10 protein-coding genes, 1 other RNA gene and 2 pseudogenes are annotated in these 13,910 nt (G+C 37.8%); 11 read left to right on the top strand and 2 right to left on the bottom strand.

Annotation, left to right across the window (positions count from 1 at the left end; genetic code table 11):
- The first annotated feature begins 264 nt into the window (after nt 1-264).
- From tgt to DQN23_RS08275, 7 genes and pseudogenes are all read left to right on the top strand, one after another.
- Entirely contained in the window at nt 265-1,407 is a 1,143-nt protein-coding gene (gene tgt, locus DQN23_RS08315) for a tRNA guanosine(34) transglycosylase Tgt (protein WP_020917554.1), read from the top strand.
- A gap of 448 nt (nt 1,408-1,855) precedes the next feature.
- Nucleotides 1,856-2,398, top strand: a complete 543-nt coding sequence (locus tag DQN23_RS08305) for a biotin transporter BioY (protein ID WP_043895136.1) — start codon at nt 1,856-1,858, stop codon at nt 2,396-2,398.
- A gap of 75 nt (nt 2,399-2,473) precedes the next feature.
- Complete coding sequence (locus DQN23_RS08300) at nt 2,474-3,250, top strand: MBL fold metallo-hydrolase (protein ID WP_020917552.1); 777 nt, start codon at nt 2,474-2,476, stop codon at nt 3,248-3,250.
- Nucleotides 3,250-3,756 carry a tRNA adenosine(34) deaminase TadA gene (tadA, locus tag DQN23_RS08295; RefSeq protein ID WP_061408726.1) on the top strand — a complete coding sequence of 169 codons (507 nt, stop codon included), beginning with the start codon at nt 3,250-3,252 and terminating at the stop codon, nt 3,754-3,756. Before DQN23_RS08300 ends, tadA begins: the two co-directional genes overlap by 1 nt.
- 31 nt (nt 3,757-3,787) lie before the next feature.
- Nucleotides 3,788-3,873: signal recognition particle sRNA small type (gene ffs, locus DQN23_RS08290), an RNA gene on the top strand.
- 319 nt (nt 3,874-4,192) lie between these two features.
- The gene (locus tag DQN23_RS08280) at nt 4,193-5,542 is read left to right on the top strand and encodes a glucose-6-phosphate isomerase (protein ID WP_020917549.1); all 1,350 of its coding nucleotides are present in this window, start codon (nt 4,193-4,195) and stop codon (nt 5,540-5,542) included.
- Nucleotides 5,543-5,745: 203 nt separating this feature from the next.
- A pseudogene (locus DQN23_RS08275) lies at nt 5,746-6,635 on the top strand (IS982 family transposase).
- 17 nt (nt 6,636-6,652) lie between these two features.
- On the opposite strand, the gene DQN23_RS08270 reads toward DQN23_RS08275, so the two are convergent.
- Nucleotides 6,653-6,970 (bottom strand): LPXTG cell wall anchor domain-containing protein, encoded by a 318-nt coding sequence (locus tag DQN23_RS08270; protein ID WP_233422880.1) that lies wholly within the window; start codon nt 6,968-6,970, stop codon nt 6,653-6,655.
- Between the two features lie 145 nt (nt 6,971-7,115).
- Between DQN23_RS08270 and DQN23_RS08265 the strand changes: the two genes are divergently transcribed.
- The gene (locus tag DQN23_RS08265; protein ID WP_111713023.1) at nt 7,116-9,230 is read left to right on the top strand and encodes a heavy metal translocating P-type ATPase; all 2,115 of its coding nucleotides are present in this window, start codon (nt 7,116-7,118) and stop codon (nt 9,228-9,230) included.
- 73 nt (nt 9,231-9,303) lie between these two features.
- Here DQN23_RS08265 and DQN23_RS08260 read toward each other — a convergent pair whose 3' ends face one another.
- Complete coding sequence (locus DQN23_RS08260) at nt 9,304-9,840, bottom strand: hypothetical protein (RefSeq protein ID WP_061408720.1); 537 nt, start codon at nt 9,838-9,840, stop codon at nt 9,304-9,306.
- A gap of 394 nt (nt 9,841-10,234) precedes the next feature.
- Here DQN23_RS08260 and DQN23_RS08255 point away from each other — a divergent pair.
- The 3 genes and pseudogenes from DQN23_RS08255 to DQN23_RS08240 all read left to right on the top strand — a co-directional run.
- A pseudogene (locus DQN23_RS08255) lies at nt 10,235-11,026 on the top strand (IS982 family transposase); the annotation flags it as partial.
- Nucleotides 11,027-11,744: 718 nt separating this feature from the next.
- Nucleotides 11,745-12,443: a 2,3,4,5-tetrahydropyridine-2,6-dicarboxylate N-acetyltransferase gene (gene dapD, locus DQN23_RS08245; protein ID WP_020917542.1), complete on the top strand. Its 699-nt coding sequence runs from the start codon at nt 11,745-11,747 to the stop codon at nt 12,441-12,443.
- Between the two features lie 58 nt (nt 12,444-12,501).
- On the top strand, nt 12,502-13,635 hold the full coding sequence (locus DQN23_RS08240; RefSeq protein WP_111713094.1) for an N-acetyldiaminopimelate deacetylase: 1,134 nt from the start codon (nt 12,502-12,504) through the stop codon (nt 13,633-13,635).
- Nucleotides 13,636-13,910 lie beyond the last annotated feature (275 nt).

Below are 13,910 nucleotides of genomic sequence, written 5' to 3'. Positions count from 1 at the left end.
AATATGAACCTCCTTAAAAAATTCCGTAAAATGTATTACTTCCAGGCTTTCATTATATCACATTGTATTAGAGAAGTCACACGATAAGAGGTAAACATGACAAAAAATGTGATTTTTGGTAAAATCGTAAAGGTTGCGCTATTTAAGCAATGCATTGTAAAAATCTGGAAGTTTTTTCAGATTTTCTCAGTCTGATTACTGTTTAATCATGACGATAATAAAAAATGCCCACAACTGTTTTTTGTGATAGCAAGGAGAAAAAAGATGACAGATTATCCGATTAAATATCGTTTAATTAAAAAAGAAAAACACACAGGTGCTCGTCTGGGTGAAATTATCACACCACACGGCACATTTCCAACACCAATGTTCATGCCTGTTGGAACACAAGCCACAGTTAAGACACAATCACCAGAAGAACTCAAAGAAATGGGTTCAGGTATCATTTTGTCAAACACTTACCACTTATGGTTGCGACCTGGTGATGAATTAATCGCTCGTGCTGGTGGTCTTCACAAATTCATGAATTGGGACCAAGCTATTTTGACAGATAGCGGTGGTTTCCAAGTGTATTCACTGGCTGAGACACGTAATATTACCGAAGAAGGGGTTACCTTTAAAAACCACCTCAATGGTCAAAAAATGTTCTTGTCACCAGAAAAAGCTATCTCAATCCAAAATAACTTGGGTTCAGATATCATGATGAGTTTTGACGAATGCCCACAATTCTATCAACCATACGATTACGTTAAAAAATCAATTGAACGTACAAGCCGCTGGGCTGAACGTGGTTTGAAAGCTCACCGTCGTCCGCACGACCAAGGACTTTTTGGTATCGTTCAAGGTGCTGGTTTCAAAGACCTTCGTCGTCAATCAGCTAATGATTTGGTAAGTATGGATTTCCCAGGTTACTCAATTGGTGGACTTGCTGTTGGTGAATCACACAAAGAAATGAATGCCGTGCTTGATTTCACAGTGCCAATGTTGCCAGAAAATAAACCACGTTACCTTATGGGCGTTGGAGCACCAGACAGCTTGATTGATGGTGTTATCCGCGGTGTCGACATGTTTGACTGTGTGCTTCCAACACGTATCGCTCGTAACGGAACATGTATGACAAGTGAAGGGCGTTTGGTTGTTAAAAATGCTGCTTACGCAGAAGACTTTACACCACTTGATCATGATTGTGATTGCTACACATGTCGCAACTACACACGTGCTTATATCCGTCATCTTCTTAAAGCTGATGAAACCTTTGGTCTTCGTTTGACAAGTTACCATAACCTTTACTTCCTTGTAAACTTGATGAAAAAAGTTCGTCAAGCTATCATGGATGATAATCTTTTGGAATTCCGTGAAGATTTCTTTGAACGTTATGGCTACAACCGTAGCGCCCGTAATTTCTAATAACTACAGAGTCTAGTACGGCTTTTGTTCTAGGCTTTTTTAGTTTTAGTGATATTAGTTTTTAAAAAGTGTTAACCTAATCGAAAAAATAAGTTGACTAAAAATAAATGAAGTAGTAAACTTTGTTAAAAGGTTGGTGATGATTATGATTTATGGAATTGGACTTGATAGTGAGGGAAGATGCCTGCATTATCATACAAAGTGTGATGTCGTTGCCCTAAAATGTAATAAATGTAAGGAATATTTTGTTTGCTATCAGTGTCACAATCAGTTGCAAAATCACCCTTTTAAATTAGTGTCAAAAGAAGATGTAGCGCCCGTCATTCGTGGGAGCTGTCGTCATTTTTTAACTTTTGCTGAGTATAAAAAGGGAGCTTGTCCGTATTGTCACCATGCCTTTAATCCGAAGTGCCAGGTGCACGAGACCATTTATTTTAAGGAGTTGTTTATGAAAAACGTGAGAGATTTGCTCTACATTGCGATGATGTCAACGATTTTAGTGATTTTGGGATTCATTCCTGCTATACCTTTGGGCTTTATTCCAGTTCCGATTGTGTTGCAAAATTTGGGAGTTATGCTGGCTGGAATTTTATTGGGTTGGAAAAAGGGAACCTTGTCGATTCTTTTATTTGATCTTTTAGGGATGTTCATTCCAGCATTTTCAGGTAGCACTTTTTTTACTGTTTTTGCTGGACCAACGCTTGGCTATGTCATTGCTTGGTTGTTTGTGCCGATGGTAATTTCAGGAATTTTGGCCATTTTTAAAAAGACAAGCTTTGTGGTAAATCTTATTGCCATTTTACTTGGTGGCATGATTTTTGTGGATGTTGTTGGTGCGGTTTATTTGTCAGTTTACACACATACGCCGTTAGTAGCTTCGCTTTTATCAAATCTAGCTTTTATTCCAGGAGATACGATTAAATCAGTTGTTGCAGCAATGATTGCCTATAAATTCAAAGATAAATTAATTCCGTCTCAAGTAGCGTGTTAAGTGATTTACCTTTTTGAAAAAAGATTTCATTTTTTGTTATAATGTGAGTAAGTAATACTAGAGAAGGAGTCTACTATGAAACTTACAACACTTGGTTGCTGGGGCGCATACCCTTACAAAGACGGCGGAACAACTTCATATCTTGTTACAAGTGAAGATGGCTTTCAATTGCTTATGGATTGCGGAAGCCGCGCTGTCACAGAACTCGAAAAAGAAATTAGTCCACTTGACTTGGATGCGGTGATTATTTCACATTATCATCCTGACCATGTTGCTGATTTAGGCGTGCTACGCCATTATTTCCAACTATATCCCAAACATCTCTGGGAGCCTAAAATTTTGCCAATCTACGGACATACCGAAGATGAGCAAGAATTTGCTAAACTGACTTTAGACGGTGTTTCTCAAGGGAAAGCTTATGATGTCAACGGCGTTGAGAAGGTTGGTCCATTCGACATTACCTTTATCAAAACTGTTCACCCTGTTCCTTGCTACGCTTTTCGTATTGTCGAACGTGCAACAGGGCAAACACTTGTTTTCACTGGTGATACAGGCTATTTTGAAGGTTTGGATAAATTTGCTGCAGGTGCTGACCTTTTCTTGGCAGATGTTTACCTTTATGCAGGAAATGAAAATCACCCAGCGCATTTGACAACCAAAGAAGCAGGGCAAATTGCCAAAGCTGCAGGTGTGAAATCACTTGTTTTGACACACACACCACCAGTTCCACCACAAGGCATCTCTGCTGAAAACCACCTTCAAGTGCTCAAAGAAGAAGCACAAGGTTTTGCTGCAGATGTTCCTGTTGATTTGGCAGAGCCTCACAAATCGTGGCAAATTGGGAAGCTCTAATGGCTGAATTTACACAGGAAGAAAAAGAGTTTTTCATGCGAGAAGCGCTTAAGGAAGCGCAAAAATCGCTAGAAAAAGAAGAAATTCCAATTGGCTGTGTTATTGTCAAAGATGGTGAGATTATTGGACGTGGGCATAATGCGCGTGAAGAGCGGCAAAAGGCTATTTTACACGCTGAAATCATGGCGATTGATGATGCCAATGAAAACGAAGGCAATTGGCGTTTGCTAGATAGCACCCTATTTGTGACCATTGAGCCTTGCGTGATGTGTAGCGGAGCTATTGGGCTTGCCCGCATTCCGCAAGTGATTTATGGGGCTGCCAATCAAAAATTCGGCGGTGCTGGAAGTCTTTACGACATTTTGACAGATGTTCGTCTTAATCATCGTGTGGAGGTTGAGACGGGTATTCTCGAGGCTGAATGTGCAGGTATCATGCAAGATTTTTTCCGTAAAAACCGTGAAAAGAAAAAAGCAGCTAAGCAAGCTGCCAAAGAACAGCTTTAGTTTGCATAATCTAGAAATTATGATATAATATTCTTCGGAGCAACATCTGCGCGTGAAGTGGGTCAGGGGAGGAATCCAGCAGCCCTAAGCGATTGTAGGTGTGTGCTCTTTTTGTATATAAAACTAAAACCCTTTGACATATTCGTTTCAGAGGGTTGCTTTTTATTTAAGAGACTAAAAGGGGCGAATAGGGGCAGGAATTAAAATATTTTAATCATGTTTAATCATTTAGATAAATCAAGTGTCATCTGTGTTGTGACGTGGCTATAACTGTAAAAATTGGTGGAATTTTCATCACAAGATGGTTGTTTCATGAAAGTTTTCAGCAACTTGGTAAACGCTTTATTTAATTGAGATAATTTAGTAAAAATCATTGAAAAATCATGCATAAAAGAGTAATATAGAAGAGAAATTTAATTTTTTGAGGAGTATTGTAATGACACATATTAAATTTGATTATTCAAAACTTTTGGGTCAATTCGTCGAACAAGAAGAAATCGACTTCATGCAACCACAAGTCAACGCTGCTGACGAATACTTGCGCAAAGGTACAGGTCCAGGTTCTGACTTCATTGGTTGGTTAGACCTTCCTGAAAACTACGACAAAGAAGAATTTGCGCGTATCCAAAAAGCTGCTGCTAAAATCCAATCAGACAGCGAAGTTCTTGTTGTTATCGGTATCGGTGGTTCTTACCTTGGAGCTCGTGCGGCTATCGACTTCTTGAGCAACCACTTCTATAACCTACAAGCATCTGCAGAACGTAAAGGTCCACAAATCCTTTACGCTGGTAACTCAATTTCTTCAACTTACCTTGCAGACCTTGTTGAATATGTTAAAGATAAAGATTTTTCAGTAAACGTTATCTCTAAATCTGGTACAACAACTGAACCAGCTATCGCTTTCCGTGTATTCAAAGAACTTTTGATTGAAAAATACGGTCAAGAAGAAGCCAACAAACGTATCTATGCTACAACTGATAAAGCTAAAGGTGCTGTTAAAGTTGAAGCTGTTGCTAACGATTGGGAAACATTTGTTGTTCCAGATAACGTTGGTGGACGTTTCTCAGTATTGACTGCCGTAGGTCTTCTTCCAATCGCTGCCGCTGGTATCGACATCGAAGCTCTTATGACTGGTGCTAACGCTGCACGTCAAGAATTGACTTCTGCTGAAATTTCAGAAAACATCGCTTATCAATACGCTGCTATTCGTAACATTCTTTACCGTAAAGGTTATATCACTGAAATCTTGGCTAACTACGAACCATCACTTCAATACTTCGGTGAATGGTGGAAACAATTAGCTGGTGAATCAGAAGGTAAACACCAAAAAGGTATCTACCCAACATCTGCTAACTTCTCAACAGATCTTCACTCACTTGGACAATTCATCCAAGAAGGTTACCGTAACATCTTTGAAACAGTTGTTCGTGTTGATAAACCACGTAAAAACGTTGTTATCCCTGAATTGTCAGAAGATCTTGATGGTCTTGGATACCTTCAAGGTAAAGACGTTGATTTCGTAAACAAAAAAGCAACTGATGGTGTACTTCTTGCTCACACTGACGGTGGAGTACCTAACATGTTCTTGACACTTCCTCAACAAGATGAATTCACTCTTGGTTACACAATCTACTTCTTCGAATTAGCTATCGGTCTTTCAGGTTACCTTAACGCCGTTAATCCATTCAACCAACCAGGTGTAGAAGCATACAAGAAAAATATGTTTGCTCTTCTTGGTAAACCAGGATTTGAAGACTTGTCAGCTGAATTGAACGCACGTCTTTAATTCATCATTAACATAGATAAAAAAGCTTCCGTAAGGGAGCTTTTTTTGCGTGAAAAAATCCTTAAAATTTCCTTAAAAAATTCTCTGAAACCGATTGACAAAATCATATATATACCCGAATTGCTAGTTAATTTCATTGGAAAATAACTAAGTCGTGCTATCCTAATCTTAAACCACTAAGCATTAGAAAGCGCACGACTTATATGACTTATAATAGCACACTTCCAAAAGTTTTTGTTTATTTACTGACAACCATTGAGACGCTTTATCAAACGAGGGTTCCCCTTGAGGTTCAAAACCGAAAGAACGTCCATCTCGCAACATCAGATTGCTTAGTTATCGCTTGTTACCTATGGGGCGTACTGCATTTTGTGAAACGCTTAAAGCTAAGCACCAATTGGCTCAAAGTTTATTTCCTAATTTCCTAGAATATTCTCGCTTTGTCCGCCGTTGTAATACCCTCTTACCGAGTATCCAAGTCATTCGCCAAGCACTCGTCTTTAAAGAGGTTGAAGGAATTAGTGTATCGATTATTGACAGCTTCCCCCTTCCTTTGTGTCAGCCTATTCGTAATTTCAGAAGCAAAGTTCTTGGAGATTATGCAAATGTTGGCTACAATGCTACAAAGGGACAGTACTTCTATGGATATAAATGTCATGCTTTAGTCAGTGAATCAGGCTATGTCATAGACTACACAATTACTCTTGCTTCAATGGCTGATAGTTCAATGACCGAGGAAGTGTTGAGTCAATTTGGGGCACCAACAGTCCTTGGAGATATGGGATATCTAGGTCAGTCACTGCATGATAGGCTGGAATTAAAAGGAATTGATCTAATTACACCTGCCAGGAAGAACATGAAGCAAAAGAAAATCCTTTTCCCTAATTTTTCAAAACGTAGAAAAGTGATTGAGCGAGTTTTCTCTTTTTTGACAAATCTAGGAGCTGAGCGTTGTAAAAGTCGTTCGCCTCAAGGTTTTCAATTGAAATTAGAGATGATACTTTTAGCGTATTCTTTACTGTTAAAATCAGCTAAATCACTGGAACCAGAGACTTTAAGATATTCTATCGGGTATCAAGTCATGGCTAAATAATCAACTAGCAATTCGGGTTACTCAAAACCTTTTTTATATTTAACTTTTCCAATAGTTAACGTTGCCACTAAGCCTAATCCCAATTCTGCTAATACTAAACTTAAATCGTCATCAGCACCTGTTTTGGGAAGCTCTCCTTTAGTTACAGTTGTTTCAAGTTGTAAGCTAGTTGCGCTTAATGAATTTGAAAGACTCGGACTACTTGATACCTTAGAAATTAAGGTCGAAACTTTTGCTTCATTTGAAGATAAATTTGGATTAGTCAACATACTTGAAGATGTTATTGAACCATCTGACTCAGCGGAAGCCAAAATAGCATAGCATGAATCTAGCAAATATGAATTGCTTTTATCACTCCACTCATACTAAAACTTGAATTCTTAGTATCTCTTTGCTGTTACCTTTTCCTTGACTTATATAGTTTACAATTGTAAACTATATATAGATAGAAATTTCAAAGCATTCATTTAGGAGTAAAATATGTCAAATAAAACTCATTCGTCTAATCACGATGAAATGATGTCTGAGCATTATCATAATCATGAAATAATGGATATGGAGCACGAAAACCATGAGATGCACAACATGCACAACATGCACAACATGCACAACATGCACAATATGGATAATATGCATGATATGGACAATATGGATATGATGAATCATGGAGGACACATGATGCATATGGGTGATATGAGTAAAAAGCTCAAAGTGGCTATCATTCTTATGATTCCGCTTCTACTCATTTCACCAATCGCGGGCTTTACTATCCTTAAATTCCCCGGAAGTGAAATTTTGCAACTTATCCTTGGTACAATTATCTTCTTTTACTCTGGGACTCCTTTTTTTAGCGGAGCAAAAGGTGAATTAAAAAGCCGTAAGCCAGCCATGATGATGCTTATTACAATGGGAATTACCGTTGCCTATGCTTATTCTGTTTATGCCACAATCATGAGTTTTAACGGACATATGGGCATGAACTTCTGGTTTGAACTGGCAACATTAATTGTCATTATGCTGATTGGTCATCTGATTGAGATGAAAGCAATCATGGGTGCTGGCGATGCGTTGAAAGATTTAGCAAGCCTTGTTCCCAAAAAAGCTCACTTAAAAAGTGGGAAGGATGTGGAGCTTTCAGAACTAAAAGTTGGCGATTTACTTTTAGTGAAAGAAAATGAGAAAATACCTGCGGATGGCCTTATATTAAGTGAAGCGCTCGTTGATGAGTCAATGATTACTGGTGAAAGCAGAGCAGTCAATAAAAAAATAAATGACCTTGTTTATGGTGGTTCCCTCAATCAAAACCAACCATTTGAGATGAAAGTCACAACCCTTGGAAAAGATTCATTTCTCAATCAAGTGGCCGAATTAGTCAAGAAAGCCCAAACTCAAAAATCTAATTTGGAAAACATGGCAGATAGAGTGGCTGGTTACCTTTTCTATGCTGCACTTATTGTTGGTATCTTTTCATTAGTTTTTTGGACAATTAGTTCTAACTTTAGTTTTGCTCTACTTCTTGCGGTTTCTGTTTTTGTAATTGCATGTCCACATGCTTTAGGTCTTGCGGTTCCACTTGTTGTTTCTCGCCTAACCAGTATTTCTGCTAAAAATGGTTTATTAATTCAAAACAGAACTTCTCTAGAAAAAATAAATACAATTAAATATGCCTTAATGGATAAAACGGGAACATTAACTGACGGTAAGTTTATTGTTCGTAGTGTTATTGATTTTACTGATGAAACAGACATTCTCCAAATCATGGCAGCACTTGAAGGAAGTTCCACTCACCCGATTGCTCAATCAATCGTTTCAGCTGCTAAACCTCTTGAAAATCTAAAAGTTGAAGCGGTTGAAAATATTCCAGGAGTTGGGATTAAAGGACAAGTTAATCAAAACTTTTATCAAATTGTTAACTATAAATATCTTCGTGAAAATCAACTTTCTTATGATGAACAAAAGATTGCTCAATATTTAGATTTAGGTTTAACTGTATCTTTCCTAATCAATGAACAACAAGATGTTTTAGGATTTATTGCCTTAGGAGATTCTCCTAAAGCAGACGCGAAAGCCTTTATTAATGGTTTATTAGCTCAAGGAATTACCCCTGTTATGCTCACGGGTGATAATAAAGAAACTGCTCAAAAAATTGCTAGTGCACTAAATATTCCCGAATTTAGAGCGGAATTAAAACCTGAAGATAAAGCAGAAATTGTGAAAGAGTACCAAAAGAAAGCCGGCGTGCTTTTCATTGGTGATGGTGTCAATGATTCCCCAGCTCTTGCAACTGCTACGATTGGTTTTGCGATTGGAGCAGGAACTTCGGTTGCTATCAGTACCGCTGATGTCGTCCTAGTTAACTCCAATCCAAGTGACGTCCTGGATATGATTAATATCTCCAAACGCATGCTTAGAAAAATGAAACAAAACCTCTGGTTTGGAGCAGGCTATAACATCATTGCTATTCCTGTTGCAGCGGGTATTCTTTATCCATTTACAGGGATTTATATTGATCCTCTCATTGCAGCAGTCCTGATGTCAATCTCAACCGTGATTGTCTCAATCAACGCGATGGGATTGAGGTATGATAAAAAATAGAAGAGCACATGCTCTTCTATTTTTTTCATACTAATTATGAAACTTTTATCATTTAAATAAACCTAAAGATTAACTATGATATCACACAAATACTAATGATTGTAATGATATTTTTTAAATATGGTTTATTTTTAAATGATTTTAGAATCTTTCGTTCATAATCATTTAATTGACTCCCTTTATGAACTAAAAAATAAATATTACCTCTAAGATAACAATGAGCATCAAAAACATCAAAGACTCCTTGAAGTAAATAATCTTTAGTATCTTGAAGCAGTTTTTTTATTTCTAATCTAACCTCATTAGAATCAAGATAAATATCTATATTTTCCATAAACACTTGATAGCTTTTTCCTCTTTTAATTTTTCTTGGCTTTTGTTTAGTAAGGCTTTCAAATCTAACGAGTCCATTTCTTTCATAGTGAACTTCATTCTTCTGTTCTTCGTTCCATCTCTTTCCAGGATCTTGCATCTTTTTAAGATTATTCACAATTTGCTTAGTTTCCCTTGCTTTTTCTTCTCTGCTTCTTTCTTTATTTGTTCTGGGTTTATTCTTATCTTTGATTAAAAATATATCGTCTAAATTTTCTGCCTCTTTATTTTGACTCATTAGTTCTCTTCCTTTTCTAATTACTATTACTTGAAAGGTTGATATCTTTTAGAAAAAAGTAAAGATGTAGCAAATTCCTATAATAATTCTAAGTAAAAATACTAAAAGGTTTCCCAAACTACTATAACTATGATATATAGACAATATTCCCATCACGAATAGAAATAATTTCCACCATTTCCCTCCCCTTTTACCAATACGACTATATGCCACCCACTCTAATACTGGATAAACTGACATTGCAACTATCCCCACTAGTGCTATTACAAAAGGAGAATACCCAGTAAAAGAATACAAATTATTTACCCGAATTGCTAGTTAATTTCATTGGAAAATAACTAAGTCGTGCTATCCTAATCTTAAACCACTAAGCATTAGAAAGCGTACGACTTATATGACTTATAATAGCACACTTCCAAATGTTTTTGTTTATTTACTGACAACCATTGAGACGCTTTATCAAATGAGGGTTCCCCTTAAGGTTCAAAACCGAAAGAACGTCCATCTCGCAACATCAGATTGCTTAGTTATCGCTTGTTACCTATGGGGCGTACTGCATTTTAGTGAAACGCTTAAAGCTAAGCACCAATTGGCTCAAAGTTTATTTCCTAATTTCCTAGAATATTCTCGCTTTGTCCGCCGTTGTAATGCCCTCTTACCGAGTATCCAAGTCATTCGCCAAGCACTCGTCTTTAAAGAGGTTGAAGGAATTAGTGTATCGATTATTGACAGCTTCCCCCTTCCTTTGTGTCAGCCTATTCGTAATTTCAGAAGCAAAGTTCTTGGAGATTATGCAAATGTTGGCTACAATGCTACAAAGGGACAGTACTTCTATGGATATAAATGTCATGCTTTAGTCAGTGAATCAGGCTATGTCATAGACTACACAATTACTCTTGCTTCAATGGCTGATAGTTCAATGACCGAGGAAGTGTTGAGTCAATTTGGGGCACCAACAGTCCTTGGAGATATGGGATATCTAGGTCAGTCACTGCATGATAGGCTGGAATTAAAAGGAATTGATCTAATTACACCTGCCAGGAAGAACATGAAGCAAAAGAAAATCCTTTTCCCTAATTTTTCAAAACGTAGAAAAGTGATTGAGCGAGTTTTCTCTTTTCCAGTTACTGCTTTGGCATCTGGAGGAGCAGATGTGGTTCAATATTTTGGCTTTGCTCTAAATTTGTCACAGCAAATAGCTTATTTATTTGGTGAAGAAGAGTTATTTAGCGGAGATTATAATCAACTACCAGAGGAAGCACGAATTCGTATTGTTGCCTATCTAGGCATTATGTTTGGAGCAGGCGGTTCATCTGCCTTAATTGCTAATGTATCTAAAACGGCCGGAAAAAAATCTTGGGAAAAAAGTAGCACAACAAGCCTTAACCAAGACTGCTTGGTATCCGCTTGTTAAGAAAATAGGTAGCATCATAGGATTTAAAATTACGAAACAAAGTATCGGGAAATCAATTACTAAAGTAATTCCAGTAATTGGTGGAGTGATTTCTGGGGGTCTAACTTATATGACATTTAAACCAATGGGAAATAAATTAGTCGATACATTTGTAGGATTTATTGGACGGAAAAATTTCAGAAGATTTTTCGGGAATGAATGAGTATAGAGGAGACTTTAGACAAAAGATGGCTAAAGACGTGGAAGATATTGATGGATAATTTACAGAATTAGCTGGTGAATAAAAGTTATTTTGTATTTTAATAATACCTAATCACTCAGTTTTTTACTGAGTGATTTTTTAATAAAATTCCTTTCCAAATTTTCTGAATATTTGTTATAATAATATACAATTAACTAATTTTGAATTGGAAGGAGTAGGGTGTTTGGCTTGGAAAGTCTTGGTATCAGGATTCTCCTAGGTCTTTAAAACGCTCTGGGTATCTTAAATATGACTGCACAAAAAATGACTGCTCAAGAAATTATCGCATTTATCGGAAATGCTGAGAAAAAAACAAATGTTAAAGTGACATTTGAAGGTGAATTAGCAGCAGCTGTTCCAGAAAGTGTCATTAAGCTTGGTAATGTGCTTTTTGGTGATTGGAAAGACATTGAGCCACTTTTGGCAAACTTGACTGAAAATAAAGATTATGTTGTTGAACAAGATGGTCGTAATTCAGCTGTGCCATTGCTTGATAAACGCTGTATTAACGCTCGTATCGAACCGGGGGCTATCATTCGTGACCAAGTGACAATCGAAGACAATGCGGTTGTTATGATGGGAGCTGTGATTAATATTGGTGCTGAAATCGGTGCAGGAACAATGATTGACATGGGTGCTGTTCTTGGTGGTCGTGCCATTGTTGGTAAAAATAGCCATATCGGTGCAGGTGCTGTTCTTGCAGGTGTAATTGAACCAGCTTCAGCTGACCCTGTGCGTATCGGAGACAACGTCCTTGTCGGTGCTAATGCGGTCGTTATCGAAGGGGTTCAAGTCGGTAATGGTTCTGTTGTTGCTGCGGGAGCTATTGTTACCAAAGATGTACCTGAAAATGTTGTTGTAGCAGGTGTTCCAGCGCGTGTCATCAAAGAAATTGATGCCAAAACACAACAAAAAACAGCACTCGAAGACGCTTTGCGTAATTTGTAATAAAGGAAGTAAAGGCTTGAGAACTTCTCTCAAGCTTTTAAAAAATAAAGGAAAAAATATGACTTTAGATTTAGTTAATATCCGCCGTGATTTGCACCAGATTCCTGAAATTGGTTTGGAAGAATTTAAAACACAAGCTTATCTTTTGGAGCGTATTGCAGAAATTACGGCTGGAAAAGGTTTTGTAGAGCAACGTACTTGGCGAACTGGGATTCTTGTCTTTTTAAATGGCTCAGCTCCTGAAAAGACGATTGGTTGGCGAACAGATATTGATGCTTTGCCTATTGTAGAAGAAACTGGGTTGGCGTTTGCTAGCCAGCATGAGGGGCGTATGCATGCTTGCGGGCATGACATGCACATGACCGTTGCGCTTGGTTTACTTAATGAATTGGTGCAAGTACAGCCTAAAAATAATTTACTCTTTCTTTTCCAACCAGCAGAGGAAAATGAAGCAGGCGGCATGCTCATGTATCAAGATAATGCCTTTGGTGATTGGAAACCAGATGAATTTTATGGACTTCATGTTCGCCCTGATTTCAAGGTTGGTGATATTGCGACCAATACCTCAACATTGTTTGCAGGAACTTGCGAAGTGCTGGTGACTTTTAAAGGAAAAGGAGGACATGCTGCTTTTCCACATGAAGCAAATGATGCTTTGGTTGCTGCGTCGTATTTTGTCACGCAGATTCAGACAATTGTCAGTCGAAATGTCGACCCGATTCAAGGTGGCGTCGTCACTTTTGGGTCATTTCATTCGGGGACAACGAATAATGTCATTGCAGAAATAGCGCAGCTGCACGGTACTATTCGTACTTTGACGCAAGACATGAGCCTTTTAATTCAAAAACGTATAACTGAGATTGCTAAAGGAGTAGCAGCAAGTTTTGGAATGGAAGTAGAGGTCAATTTGAAACAGGGCGGTTATCTCCCTGTGGAAAATAATCCCGAATTGGCGCGTGAGGCTATGGACTTCTTCAGAAATCGCGAAGCTGTACATCTGATTGACTGCTTACCAGCTATGACTGGAGAAGATTTTGGGTATTTGTTAAATAAAATTCCAGGAGTGATGTTCTGGTTAGGCGTTGAAACACCTTACGCTCTTCACCATCCTAAGATGAGTCCAAATGAAGCAGCCCTTTCGTTTGCGGTTAGTGAAATCTCAGCTTTCTTGAAAGAAAAAGTAAGTCATTAAAAAGGTAGCAAGTTTTTAGTCTTGCTCCCTTTTTTGTATTTGAAAAATAAAAAAAGCCGCTATTGGGAGCTAGCGGCTTAAAAAGGGAAGGACATGATTTTTCAATCATGTCCAGGAGATTTATGAAAAGGGAATAACTCCAAAAGAGCCAATTCCCAGCGGTTTGGGAGAACCGCTATTTAGGATAGATATAGTATATCTGAGAAACCTTAAAAAAACCTCAAAGTAAATTTTAAGGTTTTTGCTGAGTAAAATCTCGGTTTTGTGTTATCATA

The organism is Streptococcus lutetiensis, from assembly GCF_900475675.1.
Classification (GTDB): Bacteria; Bacillota; Bacilli; order Lactobacillales; family Streptococcaceae; genus Streptococcus; species Streptococcus lutetiensis.
The sequence above is the reverse complement of the archived record's forward strand: the minus strand, read 5'-3'. Positions and strand labels throughout refer to the sequence as shown.